We start from the raw sequence: 19,827 nt of genomic DNA, 5'->3' as shown, positions 1-19,827 counted from the left end.
GACGCATCATGAGGTGCTGGCTCCGGAAAGGAATCGGGAGCACAGCATCGGGGATCAGATGGTGACTTTGAATGTGGGGTTCATGGAGCGCTTACCACTTTCCTAACTCAAAGCACGCGACCAACTACAGCAGCACCAAGGACGAAAGGCTTGGGGCATTGCTGGAGCGGTACAAGCCGTTGAAGGCTGTCGACATCACGCCGATGACCGAGGAGAAGTACGGCTATGCCTTGGACATCTGCACTGCCTTGGTTGGAATTGATCGTCTCGCCGGAGTTTTGTTGCCCGAAGACATTCAGTTGCTGAGGACGTTGCTGATTGCAGAACGAGCACCGTCAACCGTCAATCACTACTTGGCGACGTTCGCCGGCTTCTTGGGGTGGTGCGAGACCAATGGATATTGCCGCACGGGATTATCGGAAGCATGTAATAGGTTCGCAATGCAAGGCCAAGAGCCGGATCCCCTGACTCGTGACGAATTCCAACAGCTGGTCGATAAAGGATGCCTTCACCCCCAGGACTCTGCGGCGATTACCTTGGCCGTGTATACCGGGCTTCGGCCAGGTGAGCTATGTGCGCTGGCTGTTGAAGACATCGACCTAGACGCCGGGCGGATCAACATCACCCGCGCCATAACTGCCAACGGCACGTTCAAGGTTCCCAAAACGGGAAAGCCGCGCTCAGTATTATTAATGCCGCCAGCGGTCGAAGCCTGCCGGGTGTTGGTTTCACTCGTTGCCGATCATCCTGCACGCATCATTGATGTATTCCAGAACAGGCACGAGAGTCGGAAAGAGAAGGCTACTCCACTGCTTTCTCCATCCACCCTGGCGCGCAAGAAGATCATAAACTTCTGGTATGTCCCCACCGCTTGGAATACTAAGTGGGCAGCGATTCAAAAGCGAGCAGGGATACGTCCTCGCCGCCCATATCAAACTCGCCATACTTATGCATGCTGGTGCCTGACTGCGCGCGGAAATATCGCATTCATCGCAAAACAAATGGGGCACAAAGATTTTACAATGCTCGTTAACGTCTATGCGAAATGGATGGATGATGAGTCTGATAAGGAACTACAGAACATATGGTCAAACATAAGCAAGCAATAACATAGACTTATTATAATTTTTGAAGCTCACCGATTATCGTCTTACACACCTTAATATCCTTTAAAGCGTCTTGCCTACAGTAAGACGCCTTCAAAGTGTAATCAACAGTTGACCTAACCGTTCGCATTTTATCGATCATACCGGCAATCACTTTGAGTCTTTTGCCTCCAGCGCTGTAGCGCGCAATGAGACGTTTGTGCTCGCCCATCGTTGCTGTGCCACCAGCAGCAGGAAGACTCAGCTCATCAGCCTTCAAAAGAGCTTCATGATACACACTGTAATAAGCCCGCCCCAGAGCGGCCCGATTAAAAATCTCGTGCTGATTGCTTGAAGAAATAAGAAAATCAGACACATCTAGAAAATCTGCACATTCAACCGGCATATAATCCCTTAAGCCCTAAAAAGTTATTGCGAAGGGTAACTAACATTAACAGTAAAAAGCCCCGAAGCATCCAAGTCAACTTCTTCAACCAAATGCTCCATAATTTGCCATTCGAGATCAACCATCACTTCCGCGGGCTCATTCAAGCTGAACGAATACAAAACACCCGACTCGAAATCAGCGGACAATGAATACTTTGCGAGGGGCTTTCGCAACTTCTCCCCGATAACTTTGGCTGCGACACAGACCATCTCAAATATCTTTTCGGAATCTATACCTGATTGCCCAATAAGCTCATAGGCTTTAAGGAGCGCAGGAACTAAACTCGGCACGCGCACTAAGTCGTGATCCTCCGAGCTCATTTTAACGAGACTCCTCGCGCACTCCAAAGCCTGCTCAAACAAGCACATTGAAGAGTAGATATTGAACTTATAATTCAGCCACCAAACATCATTATCATAACCAACCGAATCTATCAATTGCCTGGCTTCGCTGAAGTAGCCAAGATTTACAGCCCCGGAAAGGTACCCATAACACCAATCCTCATTTCTCCCGGCCAAACCTTCTGCGCGACTCAAGTAATCAAAAAATTTTACGCTATCAAACTTATAACTTACTAAATGCGCCAGTTGCGCATAGGCTTTAGCAGCTTCTGTAGCCTTTGCCTTACGGGCAAAGCTCTCCAGATCGGCTTTGAGACGAGCATAATGAATCTCATTTAAAGTCAAGCTATGTGAATAGCCCAACGCAAAATCATCAAAAGACTTATGCATTTCACTTAGCTTGCTTTTAGGTACACCACTCATAAATTCTCTCAATGCAAAGCAAACAACACACCTTATTTATTGCTTAATACATAGCACAAAGCAACCTTAGGCCGCCCTACAAGCATCTAGATCCTCAACCAACTTTATAGCTATATCACATCGCTGTACGAGAGCATCCGCTTCCATAGAGGATAACCGATGCGTAAGCAATATGGAGTCGCCAGGTAACTTTTCAGCCACCTTATTGAACATTTTATTAGCCAACGTGAAGTCACCGACCGTCTTCATTGATATGCCAAAGTTGAAAAAAGTAACCTCATCAGAAACTAGTCGCAGTGTTTTCTCATGAAGCTCTTTTGATTCACCAGAGTCGCCTAGAGTCGCTGCAAGCATTCCACCGAGCATGAAAAATTCAGCGGCATTGACAGACGCAAGTTTTTCAATATCTTTTTTTAGAGACGGCACTTCAAAAGGGTTCACTTCGGAACGTTTCGAGAGAATCTCGAGACGGGCGGTGATTTCTTCACCTTTCGTATTCGGAAGGGACATAGCTGTCTCCTGAATGGCTATCCATCGCCGCAGTCAACTGATTTCGCGTACACGCACCAGAGACCGATTAAAAATGCTTACTTTGACCCACCGCTTAACAATGGGTCAGAGAAAACATTTTTTCACACGCACAACCCAAATAAATCTACGCACCCCACCTTCTATAGTCAATGGCTTACCCGCCATTCCGACAGACGCAATCATCTCGCCTTACCCTCGCCTTGCACACAGCGTGGTAACCTTCACATGACTGTATCTCATAGCTGTAGCTCCCACTTGAGCTTGTTTGTTTTCAGTTGCCCCATTTTTGCCCCAAGAATTTTTTTGAGCCAACTAAACCACTGATGAATAAAGCTATTTCAGAATTGTCCTCCCACACCCCGATGATGCAGCAGTACTGGCGCCTGAAAAACCAGCACCCTGATCAATTGATGTTCTATCGCATGGGCGACTTCTACGAGATCTTCTATGAAGACGCGAAGAAGGCCGCCAAGTTGCTGGACATCACCTTGACCGCGCGCGGGCAGTCGGCGGGGCAGTCGATTCCGATGTGCGGGATCCCTTATCACTCGCTGGAGGGTTACCTGGTCAAGCTGGTGAAGCTGGGCGAATCGGTGGTGATCTGCGAGCAGATCGGCGATCCGGCCACCAGCAAGGGCCCGGTGGAACGCCAGGTGGTGCGCATTATTACGCCGGGGACGGTGAGCGATGAGGCGCTGCTGGATGAGCGTCGCGATAACCTGATCGCCGCGGTGCTGGGCGATGAGCGCTTGTTCGGGCTTTCGGTACTGGATATCACCAGCGGCAATTTCAGCGTGCTGGAGATCAAGGGCTGGGAAAACCTGCTGGCGGAGCTGGAGCGCATCAACCCGGTGGAGTTGTTGATCCCGGATGATTGGCCGAAGGATCTGCCTGCGGAAAAACGCCGTGGGACCAAGCGTCGCGCGCCGTGGGATTTCGAGCGTGACTCGGCACTGAAAAGTCTATGCCAGCAGTTCTCGGTGCAGGACCTTAAAGGCTTCGGTTGCGAAACCCTGACCCTGGCCATCGGCGCTGCGGGTTGCCTGCTCAGCTATGCCAAGGAAACCCAACGCACCGCCCTGCCGCATTTGCGCAGCCTGCGCCACGAGCGCCTGGACGACACCGTGGTGCTCGATGGTGCGAGCCGTCGCAACCTGGAACTGGACACCAACCTGTCCGGCGGGCGCGATAACACCCTGCAATCGGTGGTCGACCGCTGCCAAACCGCCATGGGCAGCCGTCTGCTGACCCGCTGGTTGAACCGTCCGTTGCGGGATTTGACGGTGCTCCAGGCGCGCCAGACGTCGATTACCTGCCTGCTGGACGGCTATCGCTTTGAAAAGCTGCAGCCGCAGCTGAAGGAAATCGGCGACATCGAGCGCATCCTGGCGCGGATCGGCCTGCGCAATGCGCGGCCCCGTGACCTGGCGCGTCTGCGCGATGCCCTCAGCGCCCTGCCGCAACTGCAAGTGGCAATGACCGAACTGGATACGCCGCACCTGCAACAGCTCGCCGTAACGGCCGGTACCTACCCGGAACTGGCAGCGCTGCTGGAAAAGGCCATTATCGACAACCCGCCGGCGATCATCCGTGACGGCGGCGTACTCAAGACCGGCTACGACAGCGAACTGGACGAACTGCAGTCCCTGAGCGAAAACGCCGGGCAGTTCCTGATCGACCTGGAAGCCCGCGAAAAAGCCCGCACTGGCCTGGCCAACCTGAAAGTGGGCTACAACCGCGTGCACGGCTACTTTATCGAGTTGCCGAGCAAGCAGGCCGAGTCGGCCCCCATCGACTATCAACGCCGCCAGACACTCAAGGGAGCCGAGCGTTTTATCACCCCGGAGCTGAAAGAGTTTGAAGACAAGGCGCTGTCGGCCAAGAGCCGTGCCCTGGCCCGGGAAAAGATGCTCTACGAGGCGTTGCTGGAAGACTTGATCAGCCAGTTGGCGCCGCTGCAGGACACCGCCGCCGCCCTGGCGGAGCTGGATGTGCTGAGCAACCTCGCCGAACGGGCGCTGAATCTCGACCTGAACTGCCCGCGGTTCGTCAGCGAGCCGTGCATGCGCATCGTGCAGGGGCGCCACCCGGTGGTGGAACAGGTGCTGACCACGCCGTTCGTCGCCAACGACCTGTCGCTGGACGACGATACGCGCATGTTGGTGATCACCGGTCCGAACATGGGTGGTAAATCCACCTACATGCGTCAAACCGCGTTGATCGTACTGCTGGCGCATATCGGCAGTTTTGTGCCGGCAGCCAGTTGCGAGCTGTCCCTGGTGGATCGTATCTTCACCCGGATCGGCTCCAGCGATGACCTGGCCGGTGGCCGTTCGACCTTTATGGTGGAAATGAGCGAGACCGCCAATATCCTGCACAACGCCACCGAGCGCAGCCTGGTGCTGATGGACGAAGTGGGTCGCGGCACCAGTACATTTGATGGCCTGTCCCTGGCGTGGGCGGCGGCCGAGCGATTGGCGCATCTGCGTGCCTATACGCTATTTGCCACCCACTACTTCGAACTGACGGTGCTGCCGGAAAGCGAGCCGCTGGTGGCCAACGTGCATCTGAATGCCACCGAGCACAACGAGCGCATCGTATTCCTGCACCACGTGCTGCCAGGGCCGGCCAGCCAGAGTTACGGCCTGGCCGTGGCGCAATTGGCCGGCGTGCCGAACGACGTGATCACCCGTGCCCGCGAGCACCTCAGCCGCCTGGAAACCACGGCCCTGCCCCATGAAACCGTGGTGGCCAGCCCGGCCAAGGCCAGCCGCAAACCTGCTGCGCCGCACCAGAGCGATATGTTCGCCAGCCTGCCCCATCCGGTGCTGGATGAACTGGCAAAGCTTGACCTGGACGACTTGACGCCGCGAAAAGCGCTGGAAATGTTATATGCACTGAAGACTCGGATATAACGCTCACGCTTGCAAGCTGATAGACTCTCGCGCGGTTTGGGATGCTGCTGGCTCTTAGCCTGGCCTGCAGACTATCGCTCCCGAACCTCGCGAGCCCTACCACAAAGGGTTTCGCTGCCGCCGCCTGAGGAGAGAATTAGAAATGACCTTCGTCGTCACCGACAACTGCATCAAGTGCAAGTACACCGACTGCGTAGAAGTGTGTCCGGTGGACTGCTTCTACGAAGGCCCGAACTTCCTGGTCATCCACCCGGACGAGTGCATTGATTGCGCCCTGTGTGAACCTGAATGCCCGGCCGTCGCCATTTTCTCCGAGGACGAAGTCCCGGCGGGCATGGAACAGTTCATTCAGTTGAACGTTGAATTGGCTGAAATCTGGCCAAACATCACCGAGAAGAAAGACTCGTTGCCGGATGCCGCCGAATGGGATGGCAAACCCAACAAGATTGAGCAACTAGAGCGCTAAAAGCGCCGCTGCCCAACAAAAAAAGGCCCTTCAAGGGCCTTTTTTGCGTTCCGGGGAACGCATTCACTTTTCTATAGACGAAAAAAGGGGCGGTATGACCCGCCCACATTTTTTCCCTAGTCCCTGTGTTCCTTTTCATCATCCTGATGAATCGCATCCTGCGACGTTCCTTCAACCATCGTTCCTTGATGGCTGTGTCAATCCGTGGACACAGGGCTGATGTTAGAGAGTTCCAAGGGAAGTTCAACGGGATCCAAACCGGGCACTGACAGGCTCCAGCCCCCAGACAAAGATAATTAATTGTTATCTTTCAAATAGATAGAAAACTCCTTCAAAGATTCGAGACTCACACACCCAGCAAAAAAACCAAACACTTACGAGAAAGTAAGCGAATGCTTACGCGCGCCATTGCGTAAAAGCGTAAAAGAACCCCATTGACCGATCTCCAGGCAAGAAAAAGCCCCGACAAGTCGAGGCTTCTTGTCCTTCAGCGAGTTCAGTCGTCGCTGACGGTAATGGTCGGCATTGCCGGGGCCGCCGCTTCCTGCAGGACGATCCGTGCGCCCACATGGCGAGCCAATTCCTGGTAGATCATGGCGATCTGGCCATCGGGCTCTGCCGCTACGGTGGGCTTGCCGCCGTCGGCCTGTTCACGAATGCCCATCGACAATGGCAACGAGGCCAGTAGTTCAACGCCGTACTGGGTCGCCAGCTTCTCGCCACCGCCTTCACCAAACAGATGCTCTGCGTGGCCGCAGTTGGAGCAGATGTGCACCGCCATGTTTTCCACCACACCCAACACCGGAATGTTGACCTTGCGGAACATCTCCACGCCCTTCCTGGCGTCCAGCAAGGCCAGGTCCTGGGGCGTGGTCACGATCACCGAGCCCGCCACCGGGACTTTCTGTGCCAGGGTCAGCTGGATATCGCCGGTGCCTGGCGGCATGTCGATCACCAGGTAATCCAGGTCGCCCCAGGCGGTCTGGGTGACCAACTGCAGCAACGCGCCGGAGACCATCGGCCCGCGCCACACCATCGGCGTGTTGTCATCGGTCAGGAACGCCATGGACATGACCTCCACGCCCATGGACTCGATCGGCACGAACCACTTCTGGTCCTTGACCTTCGGCCGCGTGCCTTCGGCGATGCCGAACATCACGCCCTGGCTCGGGCCGTAGATATCGGCGTCGAGAATACCCACGCGCGCGCCTTCACGGGCCAGGGCCAGGGCCAGGTTGGCTGCGGTGGTGGATTTGCCCACGCCGCCCTTGCCGGAAGCGACTGCCACCACGTTCTTGACGTTGGCCAGGCCCGGGATCTGCGCCTGGGCCTTGTGCGGGGCGATCACGCACTGGATGTCGACCTTGGCGGCACGCACGCCGTCGAGGCCCTCGATGGCCATTTGCAGCATCTGCGCCCAACCGCTCTTGAACAGGCCGGCGGCATAACCCAACTCCAGTTGGACCGAGACCTGGTCACCCTGGACCTCGATGGCACGTACACAGCCGGCGCTGACCGGATCCTGGTTCAAATAGGGGTCGGTGTACTGGCGAAGAACGGCTTCCACCGCTGCGCGATTGACGGCGCTCATGGGCAACTCCCGAAAAAAGACTGACTGAAACAGGCGGCTATCCTAACCGTTCCAGCCGCGTTACGGCATGCTTTCGCAGGTGCGGAAGATTCTGAAACAGCACCACGGGGTGAAATAAATTTCCCGGCGCTTTATAGTGGCCGACCTCCGTTTCATCAAGTAGCCGAGCCCCATGTCCGAGCCACGCAAGATCCTCGTCACCAGCGCCCTGCCCTATGCCAATGGTTCCATCCATCTTGGCCATATGCTTGAGTACATCCAGACCGATATGTGGGTGCGCTTCCAGAAGCATCGCGGCAATCAATGCATCTATGTCTGCGCGGACGACGCCCACGGTTCGGCCATCATGCTGCGCGCCGAAAAGGAAGGCATCACCCCGGAACAGCTGATCGCCAATGTGCAGGCTGAACACAGCGCCGACTTTGCCGAGTTCCTGGTGGATTTCGACAACTTCCACTCGACCCACTCCGCCGAAAACCGCGAGCTGTCGAGCCAGATCTACCTGCGTTTGAAGGACGCCGGGCACATCGCCACGCGCTCGATCACGCAGTACTTCGACCCGGAAAAGAAAATGTTCCTGGCCGACCGCTTCATCAAGGGCACCTGCCCGAAATGCGGCACTGAAGACCAGTACGGCGACAACTGCGAAAAATGCGGTGCCACCTACGCACCGACTGACCTGAAGAACCCGCGCTCGGCGATCTCCGGCGCCATCCCGGTACTCAAGGATTCCCAGCACTTCTTCTTCAAGCTCCCGGATTTCCAGCAGATGCTGCAAACCTGGACCCGCAGCGGCACCCTGCAGGACGCCGTGGCCAACAAGATCGCCGAATGGCTGGATGCAGGCCTGCAACAGTGGGACATCTCCCGCGATGCGCCGTACTTCGGCTTCGAGATCCCAGGCGAGCCCGGCAAATACTTCTATGTATGGCTGGACGCACCGATCGGCTACATGGCCAGCTTCAAGAACCTCTGCGACCGTACGCCGGAGCTGGACTTCGATGCGTTCTGGGGCAAGGACTCCACCGCCGAGCTGTACCACTTCATCGGCAAGGACATCGTCAACTTCCACGCCCTGTTCTGGCCAGCCATGCTCGAAGGTTCGGGCTACCGCAAGCCCACCGGCATCGCGGTACACGGCTACCTGACGGTCAACGGCCAGAAGATGTCCAAGTCCCGTGGCACCTTTATCAAGGCACGCACCTACCTGGACCACCTGTCGCCGGAATACCTGCGCTACTACTACGCCTCCAAGCTGGGTCGTGGCGTCGACGACCTGGACCTGAACCTGGAAGACTTCGTCCAGAAGGTCAACTCGGACCTGGTGGGCAAGGTGGTCAACATCGCCAGCCGCTGCGCCGGTTTTATCCACAAGGGCAACGCCGGCCTGCTGGTGGCCGAGAACGCCGCGCCGGAACTGACCGACGCGTTCCTGGCTGCCGCGCCAAGCATCGCCGACGCCTATGAAGCCCGTGACTTTGCCCGTGCCATGCGCGAGATCATGGGCCTGGCCGACCGCGCCAACGCCTGGATTGCCGACAAGGCCCCCTGGTCGCTGAACAAGCAGGAAGGCAAGCAGGCTGAGGTCCAGGCGATCTGCGCCACCGGCGTCAACCTGTTCCGCCAGCTGGTGATCTTCCTCAAGCCCGTGCTGCCATTGCTGGCCGCCGACGCCGAGGCGTTCCTCAATGTCGCCCCGCTCACCTGGAACGACCACGCCACGTTGCTCAGCAACCATCAGTTGAATGAATTCAAGCCTCTGATGACCCGCATCGATCCGGTCAAGGTCCAGGCAATGACCGACGCCTCGAAAGAAGACCTGGCCGCCAGCCAGACCGATACCGGCGAATCGAAACCGGCCGGTAACGGCGAGCTGGCCAAGGACCCGCTTTCCCCGGAAATCGACTTTGACGCCTTTGCTGCCGTGGACCTGCGCGTGGCGCTGATCATCAAGGCCGAAGCCGTGGAAGGGGCCGACAAACTGCTGCGCCTGACCCTGGATATTGGTGACGAACAACGCAACGTGTTCTCCGGAATCAAGAGCGCCTATCCGGACCCGTCCAAGCTCAATGGTCGTCTGACCATGATGATTGCCAACCTCAAGCCGCGGAAAATGAAGTTCGGTATCTCCGAAGGCATGGTGATGGCGGCCGGTCCCGGCGGCGAAGAGATCTACCTGCTGAGCCCTGACAGCGGCGCCAAGCCGGGTCAACGTATCAAGTAAGCGCCGCAAAACAGCCCTGTCGTTTCGGCGACGGGGCTTTTCAACTAGTCCCCCCTTCTCGCTTGCCGGATAATCAAACCCTGTTTGTTCAACCGGCACGCCAATGATCACTCCATGAATCTGATTCAACGTATCGACGCACTGCTGCCGCAGACACAATGCGGCAAGTGTGGGCACCCGGGCTGCAAGCCTTACGCCGAGGGTATCGCCCGGGGCGAGGCAATCAACAAATGCCCACCCGGAGGACAGGAGACGATCACCGGCCTCGCGCTATTACTGCGTGTACCCATTCTGGAGCTGGATACCAGCCGTGGGGACGCCCCGGCCCAGGTCGCCTACATCCGCGAGGCCGAGTGCATCGGCTGCACCAAATGCATCCAGGCCTGCCCGGTGGACGCGATTGTCGGCGCCGCCAAGTTGATGCACACCGTCATCGTCGATGAGTGCACCGGTTGCGACCTGTGCGTCGCGCCCTGCCCCGTCGACTGCATTGAGTTGCGCCCAGTGGTCACAGGGCTGCCGATCATCGGCGGCCTGGCAGCGAACGAAAACGAACGCCGTGAACGAAATTTCAAGCGCGACCGTGCCCGGCAACGCTTTGAACAACGCAATGCACGCCTGCAACGGGAAGAAGAGCACAGGACTGCCCAACGTGTGGCGCGGCCTCAGCGCTCAGCACCAACTCCCCCTTTGCCATTTGACGCAGCGCGGGCCGCCCAGGATGCGGAGGTGAAAAAAGCCAAGATCAATGTGGCCATGAGCCGCGCCCAATTGCACAAATCCTTGCAGGCTTTTGGGCACCCGCCGACCTTTGAACAACAATCCCAACTGATCGCCCTGCAACAGCAATTCGAGGCAGCGGAGCAGGCGTTGGCAGCCCTGGGCCAGCATCACACACCCGCGACACCGCTGCCTGCCGTCAACAACGCCGACCTCAAGCGCGCCAAAATCCAATTGGCGATGCGCCGGGCCGAGTTGAAGAAAGCCCTGGACCAACAGGCGGATCCGCAACAATTAGCCGACGCGCAACACAAGCTCGATGACGCGCAGCGCCAAGTAGACGCCCATGGCACATGACTGATAATCCTGGGGGGGTTGTTACAGTCCATCGCCGACACCACATTGATACCGTCGGGTTATCCTTCTCGCAGGACTCCGTGCCTGGACCCACTATTCAACACTACGCTGACTGCCCGAAAGGAACCTTCCGCCTCATGAACGCCGCAAAACGCCTGGAAATTTTCCGCAGGCTTCACGAAGACAATCCGGAACCCAAGACCGAACTGGCCTACTCCTCGCCGTTCGAGTTACTGATTGCGGTGATCCTGTCGGCCCAATCCACGGACGTCGGCGTCAACAAGGCCACGGCCAGGCTGTATCCCGTGGCCAACACGCCAGAGGCGATTTACGCCCTGGGCGTGGACGGGCTGTCGGAGTACATCAAGACCATCGGCCTCTACAACAGCAAGGCCAAGAATGTCATCGAGACCTGCCGCTTGCTGATAGAACGGCACAATAGCGAAGTGCCAGAAACCCGCGAAGCACTGGAAGCCCTGCCGGGGGTGGGCCGTAAAACCGCCAACGTGGTGCTCAACACTGCATTCAGGCAACTCACCATGGCCGTGGATACCCATATTTTTCGGGTCAGTAATCGAACCGGCATAGCACGCGGCAAGAACGTGGTCGAAGTGGAAAAGCAGCTCATGAAGTTCGTACCCAAACCGTACCTGCTTGACTCCCACCATTGGCTGATCCTGCACGGACGCTATGTTTGCCAGGCCCGCAAGCCGCGCTGCGGCAGCTGCCGCATTGAAGACCTGTGCGAATACAAGGACAAGACGTCGGACGATTGAGGGTTCATTGGTTTTCTCGATCAGTCGATTGAAAAAATCTTTTTTACCCATTCATGGATTATCGTTATAAGGAGCGCCAACGGCAGTCTTACTCCGGAGTTAACGTTATGAGCACTGACAAAGAACAGTTGGATGTGGAAGACGACCTCGTTGAATCGGAGGACGATGGCGTGGAAGCACCTGTGGCAGAGGTCGCCAAGACCAATCTGAGCAAACGCCGTACTATCGACAACCTTCTGGAAGAACGACGCTTGCAAAAACAACTGGCCGACTACGACTTCGACCTCTGATCAAGCGGTCGACGGCCGGAAGCCTCCCTGTCGGAGGCTTTTTTCTGCCGGTTGTGCGGCCTATGCGCAGTGCTGTGCCCTCACCTATACCAAGCCGTTACGCTGGGCCAGCTCGATCAGGTCCACGAGAGAGCGGGCATTGAGCTTGAGCAGCAGACGAGTCTTGTAGGTGCTGACGGTCTTGTTGCTGAGAAACATACCGTCGGCAATCTCCTTGTTGGTCCTGCCCCGAGCCAATTGCTGCAACACCATCATTTCCCGGCCGGACAGACGCTCGACCATATCGGCCTCACTGGCATTACCCATGGTGGAGCGTACCGAGTTGAGTGCCTGGTTTGGAAAATAGCTGTAGCCCGACAACACCGCCTTGATCGCACTCAGCAACTCGGTCAGGTCCTGTTGCTTGCACACATAGCCTGCAGCGCCCGCCTGCATGCAACGCATGGAAAAGTGACCTGGAGCCTGGGAGGTGAGCACCAGTACCTTGAACGGGACAGCCTGCTTGGTAGACGAAAGCCGGCAAATAACTTCCAGGCCATCGAGCTTGGGAATCCCAATATCCAGTATGACAATGTCCGGCATATGCTCCCGCGCAAGTTGCAACGCATCGACACCGTTATTGGTCTCTGCAACGACCTCATAACCATGACGCTCCATTAGCATACGCACAGCAAGACGAATGACGGGATGATCATCTACGATCAGCACTTTATTCATGAGAAAGTCCAATTTCGCTGTTCGAATTATTTAGAGCAAACACAATAGCCTAGTCGTTTCCTAGTTGGCATAGCGTTCCCCCCCGAGCAACAGCAAGCAGAGACCCAACCCACAGAGATAAAGGAAACGCCCTACAAAAAAACACCGATACAGATGTTTCCAGTTTTATGGGGCCCTTCAGAACTTTCCGGGACCTCACATATTTTGAGTGAAATTTCCAGCCCCTCCAGGGGATAAGGTAAACGTGCCGCACGCAACTATCAGGAAATGCCCCTTGCCTGTCGACTGCAGGTAGCGGAGCTGGCAGAGAAAAATCGGTAGTTTCAGTTCCATTTAACATATTTACTTACATCCTTATTTCCTACAGAATTTTTGGCTTCTTACATACTCCTCGCACCTACATGAGTGAATTATCTGTAAGACTGGTTCCTACATAAATGATAAAAAACATTCCCCCGACAAAAAAACAGCGCCCCAATAATCAACAACACTGATTAAACAAGTTTAAACAAAGTGGACTTAATCAAGAATTCAAGACAAAAAAAATGGCCCCTTGAACAAGGGGCCATTTTTACAACCGGCTTGACACTCAGAACAACGAACGACCTTTGTTGGCAGCAATGCGCATGCGCAATGCATTCAACTTGATAAAGCCCGCTGCGTCAGCCTGGTTGTAGGCACCGCCATCTTCTTCGAAAGTGGCGATGTTGGCGTCGAACAGCGAGTCATCCGACTTACGGCCGGTAACGATCACATTGCCCTTGTACAACTTCAGACGCACAACGCCATTCACGTGGGCCTGGGAAGCATCGATCATCTGTTGCAGCATCAGACGCTCAGGGCTCCACCAGTAGCCGGTATAGATCAGGCTGGCGTACTTGGGCATCAGCTCGTCTTTGAGGTGAGCCACTTCACGGTCCAGGGTGATGGACTCGATGGCGCGGTGGGCACGCAGCATGATGGTGCCGCCCGGGGTTTCGTAGCAACCACGGGACTTCATGCCCACATAGCGGTTCTCGACGATGTCGAGGCGGCCGATGCCGTGTTCGCCACCGATACGGTTCAGCGTCGCCAATACGGTGGCCGGGGTCATTTCCACGCCGTCCAGCGCGACGATGTCGCCATTACGGTAGGTCAGTTCCAGGTACTGCGGCTTGTCTGGAGCGTTCTCCGGGGAGACGGTCCATTTCCACATGTCTTCTTCGTGCTCGGTCCAGGTGTCTTCCAGCACGCCGCCTTCATAGGAGATGTGCAGCAGGTTGGCGTCCATCGAGTACGGGGACTTTTTCTTGCCATGACGCTCGATCGGGATCGCGTGCTTTTCAGCGTAATCCATCAGCTTTTCACGGGACAGCAGGTCCCATTCACGCCACGGGGCAATCACTTTTACGCCGGGCTTGAGCGCGTAGGCACCCAGTTCGAAACGCACCTGGTCGTTGCCCTTGCCGGTGGCGCCATGGGAAATGGCATCAGCGCCGGTTTCGTTGGCGATTTCGATCAGGCGCTTGGCGATCAGCGGACGTGCGATGGAAGTACCCAGCAGGTACTCGCCTTCGTAGACGGTGTTGGCGCGAAACATCGGGAAGACGAAATCGCGGACGAATTCTTCGCGCAGGTCGTCAATGTAGATCTCTTTCACGCCCATGGCTTGCGCCTTGGCACGTGCAGGTTCGACCTCTTCGCCCTGACCCAGGTCAGCGGTGAAGGTCACCACTTCACAGTTATAAGTATCCTGCAGCCACTTGAGGATCACCGAAGTGTCCAGGCCGCCGGAATACGCGAGAACGACCTTGTTTACGTCGGCCATGCCATCACTCCACGGGGTTGTACGGAAAGGCGTCGATTCTACCGATCAAAACCGTGGATTTACAGGGGCGCGACAGCAAATGAAGATAAAGCGACAGATTATGTCGAGCGAGCGACCGATGGTCGCACGTCAGGAGGTGTGTGCCGGGTTGCTCGGCCCCGTGGCCTGGGGGGCCGGTTTCTCAGGGGCAGCCACGCGTTCGAGCTGAATATTCACACGGCGGTTACGGGCCCGGTTGGCGGCAGTGGTGTTGGGCGCCAAGGGGTAGCTTTCGCCATGGAACCGCAGGGTGATCTGGGACTCCGGGATACCGTTGGCCTTGAAGTAGTCCATCACAGCCAGCGCGCGACGGCGTGAAACGTCACGGTTGCTCAGGCGATTGCCGCTGTTGTCCGAGTGGCCGTTCAATTCGATATGGTTGACGGTTGGGTCCGCCTTCATGAATTCGAGAATCACCGCCAGCTTCTGCTTTGCCGCAGCGTCCAGCTCGATGCCGCCACCGGGGAAGCCCACTTCGGTCTGCTTGACCTGATCGTAATTCATCGGCAGCAGCTTGGCGGTGCACAGCTGATAATCGCTGTAGGCCTTGTTGAATTTCACCGGCAGCAGGCGAATCTCCGAATAGCCACCCTCACGTCCATAGTGCCGCACCGTGGGCGAGCGTCCATCGAGCAAACCGTTGAAGAGACGCCCGGCCTGGGCCTGAGAGCTGTTGAACAGCACATCACCGCTGCCGGCACGTACGGCGCCGAGATTGATGTCACCCCGACCGGGCTGCCAGGGGGCTGCGGCGGACAACAAGGTGGCCGACCCTGCGCCCAGCGACCCGTTATAGGCTTTCAGACGAAACGTCGCCTGCTCGCCGGCCCGGCGCACGAACTCACCCGAACCGAAGTCGGTGATCGGTTGGCTCAGGCGGCACTCGAACTTGTCCCCCTCCACCTTCCACTCAATGTTCTCCAGACGAGTCTGGAACGTGAGGGCCATAGCAGGCAGGCTGGCGAACACACTGAGCAGGGCTAGATAATGCTGGCGCACGGGAGGCTCCACTGGTTTCTACAACACTTCAAAGCGTCATACATCGATAAGGCATACGAAAGGCTATCGGATGCATCCTGCAAAACTTGATAGCGAGTGCCTGCAAGAGTCTTTTCCGGTAGCATTCCCACCAGATTGACCCGCCTGGAATCCCCAATGTCCGACCGCCTGACCCTGCTGCGTCCCGACGACTGGCATATTCATCTTCGCGATGGTGCTGCGTTGCCCCAAACCGTGGCCGATGTAGCGCGTACGTTTGGCCGCGCCATCATCATGCCTAACCTGGTACCACCGGTGCGTAACGCCGCCGAAGCCGACGCCTATCGCCAGCGCATCCTCGCTGCACGGCCGGCCGGCAGCCGCTTCGAACCGTTGATGGTGCTCTACCTCACCGATCGCACCCAGCCCGAAGAAATTCGCCAGGCCAAGGCCAGCGGTTTCGTGCACGCCGCCAAGCTGTACCCGGCCGGCGCGACCACCAACTCCGATTCCGGCGTGACCAGCATCGACAAGATCCTGCCGGCCATCGAAGCCATGGCCGAAGTCGGCATGCCGCTGCTGATCCACGGTGAAGTCACCCGTGGCGACGTGGACGTGTTCGATCGCGAGAAAATCTTCATCGACGAGCACATGCGCCGCGTGGTCGAGCTGTTCCCGACCCTCAAGGTGGTGTTCGAGCACATCACCACGGCCGATGCCGTGCAGTTCGTCACCGAGGCCTCGGCCAACGTCGGCGCAACCATCACCGCCCATCACCTGCTGTACAACCGTAACCACATGCTGGTGGGCGGGATTCGGCCGCACTTCTATTGCCTGCCGATCCTCAAGCGCAACACCCACCAGGTTGCCTTGCTGGATGCCGCGACCAGCGGTAATCCGAAGTTCTTCCTCGGCACCGACTCTGCGCCCCACGCCCAGCACGCCAAGGAAGCGGCATGCGGTTGTGCCGGTTGCTACACCGCGTTCGCCGCCATCGAGCTGTATGCCGAAGCGTTCGAACAGCGCAACGCCCTGGATAAACTCGAAGGTTTCGCCAGCCTCAATGGCCCGCGATTCTACGGCCTGCCGGCGAATACCGACCGTATCACCCTGGTCCGTGAAGACTGGACCGCCCCCGCCAGCCTGCCATTTGGCGAGCTGACCGTTATCCCGCTGCGCGCCGGTGAAACACTGCGCTGGCGCCTGCTGGAGGAAAGCAAGTGAGTGAAGACCATTACGATGACGACCAGGAACACGGTGGCGGTGGTGGTTCGCGCCACCCGATGGCCGAACGTTTCCGCGGCTACCTGCCTGTCGTTGTCGACGTAGAAACCGGCGGCTTCAATTGCGCCACCGATGCACTGCTGGAAATCGCCGCAACGACTATCGGCATGGACGAACAGGGCTTTGTGTATCCGGAGCACACCCACTTCTTCCGCGTCGAGCCGTTTGAAGGTGCCAATATCGAAGCAGCAGCCCTGGAGTTCACCGGGATCAAGCTCGATCACCCCTTGCGCATGGCCGTCAGCGAAGAGGCGGCACTCACCGATATCTTCCGTGGCGTACGCAAGGCCTTGAAGGCCAACGGCTGCAAGCGCGCGATCCTGGTCGGACATAACAGCAGCTTCGACCTGGGCTTCCTCAACGCCGCCGTGACGCGGCTGGACATGAAGCGCAATCCGTTCCACCCGTTCTCCAGTTTCGACACCGCCACCCTTGCTGGCCTGGCCTATGGCCAGACCGTCTTGGCCAAGGCCTGCCAGGCGGCCGGCATCGACTTCGACGGTCGCGAAGCCCACTCGGCCCGCTACGACACCGAGAAGACCGCCGAGCTGTTCTGCGGCATCGTCAACCGCTGGAAGCAGATGGGCGGCTGGGAAGACTTCGGCGACTGAGGTCAAATCCCGCGCACAAAAAAACCGGCCTTCTCAGGCCGGTTTTTTTGTCCCGCGAATCCGGCTTACAGCTTGCCAGCGTTCTCGGTCAGGTAAGCCGCAACGCCTTCTGGCGAAGCGTTCATGCCTTTGTCGCCTTTTTTCCAGTTGGCAGGGCAGACTTCGCCGTGCTCTTCGTGGAATTGCAGGGCGTCGACCAGACGGATCAGCTCTTCCATGTTACGGCCCAGCGGCAGGTCGTTGATGATCTGGGAGCGCACAACGCCCTTGTCATCGATCAGGAACGCGCCACGGAAAGCCACGCCGCCTTCGGATTCAACGTCATAGGCCTTGGCGATGTCGTGCTTCATGTCGGCAGCCATGGTGTATTTGACTTTGCCGATGCCGCCATCGTTGATGGCCGTGTTGCGCCAGGCGTTGTGGGTGAAATGGGAGTCGATGGAAACGGCAACCACTTCAACGTTACGTGCCTTGAAATCGTCCATGCGGTGGTCCAGAGCGATCAGCTCCGAAGGGCAGACGAAGGTGAAGTCCAGCGGGTAGAAGAACACCAGGCCGTATTTGCCTTTGATGGCTTCAGACAGTTTGAAGCTGTCAACGATTTCGCCATTGCCGAGCACGGCAGGTACGTCGAAATCCGGGGCTTGTTTGCCGACGAGTACGCTCATTGGGTATCTCCTGATGTAAGGGTGACGATTGAAGTAAAAGGACCGGCCTTGAGTCTGCCGCATTCAAGCGACAGCCCTGTGACGCAGTCACGCTTCGTGAAGACCGACCATCATACACTGAAAAAACCGTTCGTCAGCGTGAGGGCGGTGCAGGCCAATACCCTACGAATCTACTTTGACAATCATTCTCGTTAACATTAAGATCCATCGCACTTAAGCCTTAAACCCGCGACGGTTCTCCCTTATGTATGTGTGCCTGTGTACCGGCGTCACCGACGGACAAATCCGCGAAGCAATCTATGAAGGTTGCTGCAGCTACAAGGAAGTGCGTGAAACCACCGGCGTTGCCAGTCAATGTGGTAAATGTGCTTGCCTCGCCAAGCAAGTGGTACGGGAAACCCTGACGCAACTGCAAACAGCCCAGGCCGCTGTTCCTTACTCAGCAGAATTTACACACGCTTGAATAGGCGTGTTTTGAAGAACCGGACCGAGTGTCCGGTTTTTTTATGCCTGTAATTCAATTAGTTAGCGCTAAGACGCGGAACACAAACATTCTTATTCCGATTAATTTTCATTTATTATTCAATAACTTAGGTTTGACACTAGGGTTTTCGCCGCTCAAACTCCGCCTTATACACAGCTACTACAGGGCAGGACCCCAGTCATGAAAGGCGACATCTCAGTCATCCAGCAACTCAACAAAATCCTTGCCAATGAACTGGTCGCGATCAATCAGTACTTCCTGCATGCGCGCATGTACGACGATTGGGGCCTGGAAAAGCTTGGCAAGCGTGAATACAAAGAATCCATCAAGGCCATGAAGGACGCCGACGCGCTGATCAAGCGGATCCTGTTCCTCGAAGGCCTGCCGAACGTACAGGACCTGGGCAAGCTGAACATCGGCGAGCACACCCAGGAAATGATCAGCAGCGACCTGGGCTTTGAACGCAAGAGCCACAGCGACCTCAAGGCCGCCATCGCACATTGCGAGACCAAGGGCGACTTCGGCAGCCGCGAGCTGCTGGAAGACATCCTTGAAGACCAGGAAGAACATATCGACTGGCTGGAAACCCAACTGGGCCTGATCGACAAAGTCAGCCTGGAAAACTACCTGCAATCGCAGATGGGCGAATAATCCCGTCGCTCTCTCAGGTACAAAAAAGCCCCGCTCTCTCACGAGAAGCGGGGCTTTTTATTGCAGGCGAATCAAGCGTCGGTCTTGGCCGCCGCGTTTGCCGCTGCATCTTTGATCAACGCCTGCAACGAACCATCAGCTGCCATTTCGGTGATGATATCGCTACCGCCGACCAGCTCGCCGGCTACCCACAGTTGCGGGAAGGTAGGCCAGTTGGCGTACTTCGGCAGGTTGGCGCGGATTTCCGGGTTTTGCAGGATATCCACGTAAGCGAACTTCTCGCCACACTGCATAACAGCCTGGGAAGCCTTCGCGGAGAAACCGCACTGAGGAGCGTTAGGTGCGCCCTTCATGTAAAGCAGAATGGTGTTGTTGGCAATCTGCTCTTTGATCGTTTCGATGATATCCATGGAACACCTCG

Annotated in this window: 20 protein-coding genes; 11 read left to right on the top strand and 9 right to left on the bottom strand. The window is 56.9% G+C overall.

Annotation, left to right across the window (positions count from 1 at the left end):
- The first annotated feature begins 71 nt into the window (after positions 1-71).
- The gene (gene xerC, locus C8K58_RS16185; RefSeq protein ID WP_256221150.1) at positions 72-1,109 is read left to right on the top strand and encodes a tyrosine recombinase XerC; all 1,038 of its coding nucleotides are present in this window, start codon (positions 72-74) and stop codon (positions 1,107-1,109) included.
- A 10-nt stretch (positions 1,110-1,119) separates the two neighbouring features.
- On the opposite strand, the gene C8K58_RS16180 is transcribed toward xerC, so the two are convergent.
- From C8K58_RS16180 to C8K58_RS16170, 3 genes are all read right to left on the bottom strand, one after another.
- The gene (locus tag C8K58_RS16180; protein ID WP_027604577.1) at positions 1,120-1,491 is read right to left on the bottom strand and encodes a hypothetical protein; all 372 of its coding nucleotides are present in this window, start codon (positions 1,489-1,491) and stop codon (positions 1,120-1,122) included.
- A 23-nt stretch (positions 1,492-1,514) separates the two neighbouring features.
- Positions 1,515-2,297, bottom strand: a complete 783-nt coding sequence (locus tag C8K58_RS16175; protein ID WP_027604578.1) for a hypothetical protein — start codon at positions 2,295-2,297, stop codon at positions 1,515-1,517.
- 66 nt (positions 2,298-2,363) lie between these two features.
- Positions 2,364-2,807 carry a hypothetical protein gene (locus C8K58_RS16170; RefSeq protein ID WP_027604579.1) on the bottom strand — a complete coding sequence of 148 codons (444 nt, stop codon included), beginning with the start codon at positions 2,805-2,807 and terminating at the stop codon, positions 2,364-2,366.
- Positions 2,808-3,163: 356 nt separating this feature from the next.
- Here C8K58_RS16170 and mutS point away from each other — a divergent pair, with 356 nt between their 5' ends.
- Together mutS and fdxA are read left to right on the top strand one after the other, a co-directional pair.
- Positions 3,164-5,743: a DNA mismatch repair protein MutS gene (gene mutS / locus C8K58_RS16165; protein ID WP_166655310.1), complete on the top strand. Its 2,580-nt coding sequence runs from the start codon at positions 3,164-3,166 to the stop codon at positions 5,741-5,743.
- 142 nt (positions 5,744-5,885) lie between these two features.
- Positions 5,886-6,209, top strand: coding sequence for a ferredoxin FdxA (gene fdxA / locus C8K58_RS16160; RefSeq protein ID WP_027604581.1), 324 nt, complete (start codon positions 5,886-5,888; stop codon positions 6,207-6,209).
- A 496-nt stretch (positions 6,210-6,705) separates the two neighbouring features.
- On the opposite strand, the gene apbC is transcribed toward fdxA, so the two are convergent.
- Positions 6,706-7,800 carry an iron-sulfur cluster carrier protein ApbC gene (gene apbC, locus C8K58_RS16155; protein WP_027604582.1) on the bottom strand — a complete coding sequence of 365 codons (1,095 nt, stop codon included), beginning with the start codon at positions 7,798-7,800 and terminating at the stop codon, positions 6,706-6,708.
- A 172-nt stretch (positions 7,801-7,972) separates the two neighbouring features.
- Here apbC and metG point away from each other — a divergent pair, with 172 nt between their 5' ends.
- From metG to C8K58_RS16135, 4 genes are all read left to right on the top strand, one after another.
- Positions 7,973-10,024: a methionine--tRNA ligase gene (metG, locus tag C8K58_RS16150; RefSeq protein ID WP_027604583.1), complete on the top strand. Its 2,052-nt coding sequence runs from the start codon at positions 7,973-7,975 to the stop codon at positions 10,022-10,024.
- A 114-nt stretch (positions 10,025-10,138) separates the two neighbouring features.
- Positions 10,139-11,101, top strand: coding sequence for an electron transport complex subunit RsxB (gene rsxB / locus C8K58_RS16145; RefSeq protein WP_098480305.1), 963 nt, complete (start codon positions 10,139-10,141; stop codon positions 11,099-11,101).
- 137 nt (positions 11,102-11,238) lie between these two features.
- A complete protein-coding gene (gene nth, locus C8K58_RS16140) occupies positions 11,239-11,877 on the top strand; it encodes an endonuclease III (protein ID WP_027604585.1) in 639 nt (212 codons plus the stop codon).
- Positions 11,878-11,984: 107 nt separating this feature from the next.
- Entirely contained in the window at positions 11,985-12,167 is a 183-nt protein-coding gene (locus C8K58_RS16135) for a PA3496 family putative envelope integrity protein (RefSeq protein WP_027604586.1), read from the top strand.
- An 84-nt stretch (positions 12,168-12,251) separates the two neighbouring features.
- Here C8K58_RS16135 and C8K58_RS16130 read toward each other — a convergent pair whose 3' ends face one another.
- The 3 genes from C8K58_RS16130 to C8K58_RS16120 all read right to left on the bottom strand — a co-directional run bounded on the left by C8K58_RS16130 (position 12,252) and on the right by C8K58_RS16120 (position 15,729).
- Entirely contained in the window at positions 12,252-12,884 is a 633-nt protein-coding gene (locus C8K58_RS16130) for a response regulator transcription factor (protein ID WP_027604587.1), read from the bottom strand.
- A 589-nt stretch (positions 12,885-13,473) separates the two neighbouring features.
- Positions 13,474-14,691, bottom strand: a complete 1,218-nt coding sequence (locus C8K58_RS16125) for an argininosuccinate synthase (protein ID WP_012722490.1) — start codon at positions 14,689-14,691, stop codon at positions 13,474-13,476.
- A gap of 129 nt (positions 14,692-14,820) precedes the next feature.
- Positions 14,821-15,729: an OmpA family protein gene (locus C8K58_RS16120; protein ID WP_027604588.1), complete on the bottom strand. Its 909-nt coding sequence runs from the start codon at positions 15,727-15,729 to the stop codon at positions 14,821-14,823.
- Positions 15,730-15,885: 156 nt separating this feature from the next.
- Here C8K58_RS16120 and pyrC point away from each other — a divergent pair, with 156 nt between their 5' ends.
- Together pyrC and rnt are read left to right on the top strand one after the other, a co-directional pair.
- Positions 15,886-16,932, top strand: a complete 1,047-nt coding sequence (gene pyrC / locus C8K58_RS16115; protein WP_027604589.1) for a dihydroorotase — start codon at positions 15,886-15,888, stop codon at positions 16,930-16,932.
- Entirely contained in the window at positions 16,929-17,603 is a 675-nt protein-coding gene (rnt, locus tag C8K58_RS16110) for a ribonuclease T (RefSeq protein WP_027604590.1), read from the top strand. The genes pyrC and rnt overlap by 4 nt, the downstream gene beginning before the upstream one ends.
- Positions 17,604-17,668: 65 nt before the next feature.
- On the opposite strand, the gene C8K58_RS16105 is transcribed toward rnt, so the two are convergent.
- Positions 17,669-18,271 carry a peroxiredoxin gene (locus tag C8K58_RS16105; protein WP_003172097.1) on the bottom strand — a complete coding sequence of 201 codons (603 nt, stop codon included), beginning with the start codon at positions 18,269-18,271 and terminating at the stop codon, positions 17,669-17,671.
- A 244-nt stretch (positions 18,272-18,515) separates the two neighbouring features.
- Here C8K58_RS16105 and C8K58_RS16100 point away from each other — a divergent pair, with 244 nt between their 5' ends.
- The gene (locus tag C8K58_RS16100; RefSeq protein WP_074844072.1) at positions 18,516-18,734 is read left to right on the top strand and encodes a bacterioferritin-associated ferredoxin; all 219 of its coding nucleotides are present in this window, start codon (positions 18,516-18,518) and stop codon (positions 18,732-18,734) included.
- A gap of 201 nt (positions 18,735-18,935) precedes the next feature.
- Positions 18,936-19,406, top strand: a complete 471-nt coding sequence (gene bfr, locus C8K58_RS16095; RefSeq protein ID WP_012722487.1) for a bacterioferritin — start codon at positions 18,936-18,938, stop codon at positions 19,404-19,406.
- Between the two features lie 71 nt (positions 19,407-19,477).
- On the opposite strand, the gene grxD is transcribed toward bfr, so the two are convergent.
- Positions 19,478-19,816 carry a Grx4 family monothiol glutaredoxin gene (gene grxD, locus C8K58_RS16090; protein ID WP_027604591.1) on the bottom strand — a complete coding sequence of 113 codons (339 nt, stop codon included), beginning with the start codon at positions 19,814-19,816 and terminating at the stop codon, positions 19,478-19,480.
- Between the last annotated feature and the right edge of the window lie 11 nt (positions 19,817-19,827).

Origin of the sequence: Pseudomonas sp. GV047 (assembly GCF_003058245.1) — a bacterium.
GTDB classification, from domain to species: Bacteria; Pseudomonadota; Gammaproteobacteria; order Pseudomonadales; family Pseudomonadaceae; genus Aquipseudomonas; species Aquipseudomonas marginalis.
Note: the sequence above shows the minus strand (reverse complement) of the source record. Positions and strands in the feature narration are given on the sequence as shown.

Excerpts from the sequence above, each read along its gene's own strand:
- xerC (WP_256221150.1), top strand. The coding sequence starts at position 72 with ATGTGGGGTTCATGGAGCGCTTACCACTTTCCTAACTCAAAGCACGCG.
- C8K58_RS16180 (WP_027604577.1), bottom strand. The coding sequence starts at position 1,491 with ATGCCGGTTGAATGTGCAGATTTTCTAGATGTGTCTGATTTTCTTATT.
- C8K58_RS16175 (WP_027604578.1), bottom strand. The coding sequence starts at position 2,297 with ATGAGTGGTGTACCTAAAAGCAAGCTAAGTGAAATGCATAAGTCTTTT.
- C8K58_RS16170 (WP_027604579.1), bottom strand. The coding sequence starts at position 2,807 with ATGTCCCTTCCGAATACGAAAGGTGAAGAAATCACCGCCCGTCTCGAG.
- fdxA (WP_027604581.1), top strand. The coding sequence starts at position 5,886 with ATGACCTTCGTCGTCACCGACAACTGCATCAAGTGCAAGTACACCGAC.
- apbC (WP_027604582.1), bottom strand. The coding sequence starts at position 7,800 with ATGAGCGCCGTCAATCGCGCAGCGGTGGAAGCCGTTCTTCGCCAGTAC.
- metG (WP_027604583.1), top strand. The coding sequence starts at position 7,973 with ATGTCCGAGCCACGCAAGATCCTCGTCACCAGCGCCCTGCCCTATGCC.
- rsxB (WP_098480305.1), top strand. The coding sequence starts at position 10,139 with ATGAATCTGATTCAACGTATCGACGCACTGCTGCCGCAGACACAATGC.
- nth (WP_027604585.1), top strand. The coding sequence starts at position 11,239 with ATGAACGCCGCAAAACGCCTGGAAATTTTCCGCAGGCTTCACGAAGAC.
- C8K58_RS16135 (WP_027604586.1), top strand. The coding sequence starts at position 11,985 with ATGAGCACTGACAAAGAACAGTTGGATGTGGAAGACGACCTCGTTGAA.
- C8K58_RS16130 (WP_027604587.1), bottom strand. The coding sequence starts at position 12,884 with ATGAATAAAGTGCTGATCGTAGATGATCATCCCGTCATTCGTCTTGCT.
- C8K58_RS16125 (WP_012722490.1), bottom strand. The coding sequence starts at position 14,691 with ATGGCCGACGTAAACAAGGTCGTTCTCGCGTATTCCGGCGGCCTGGAC.
- pyrC (WP_027604589.1), top strand. The coding sequence starts at position 15,886 with ATGTCCGACCGCCTGACCCTGCTGCGTCCCGACGACTGGCATATTCAT.
- C8K58_RS16105 (WP_003172097.1), bottom strand. The coding sequence starts at position 18,271 with ATGAGCGTACTCGTCGGCAAACAAGCCCCGGATTTCGACGTACCTGCC.
- C8K58_RS16100 (WP_074844072.1), top strand. The coding sequence starts at position 18,516 with ATGTATGTGTGCCTGTGTACCGGCGTCACCGACGGACAAATCCGCGAA.
- bfr (WP_012722487.1), top strand. The coding sequence starts at position 18,936 with ATGAAAGGCGACATCTCAGTCATCCAGCAACTCAACAAAATCCTTGCC.
- grxD (WP_027604591.1), bottom strand. The coding sequence starts at position 19,816 with ATGGATATCATCGAAACGATCAAAGAGCAGATTGCCAACAACACCATT.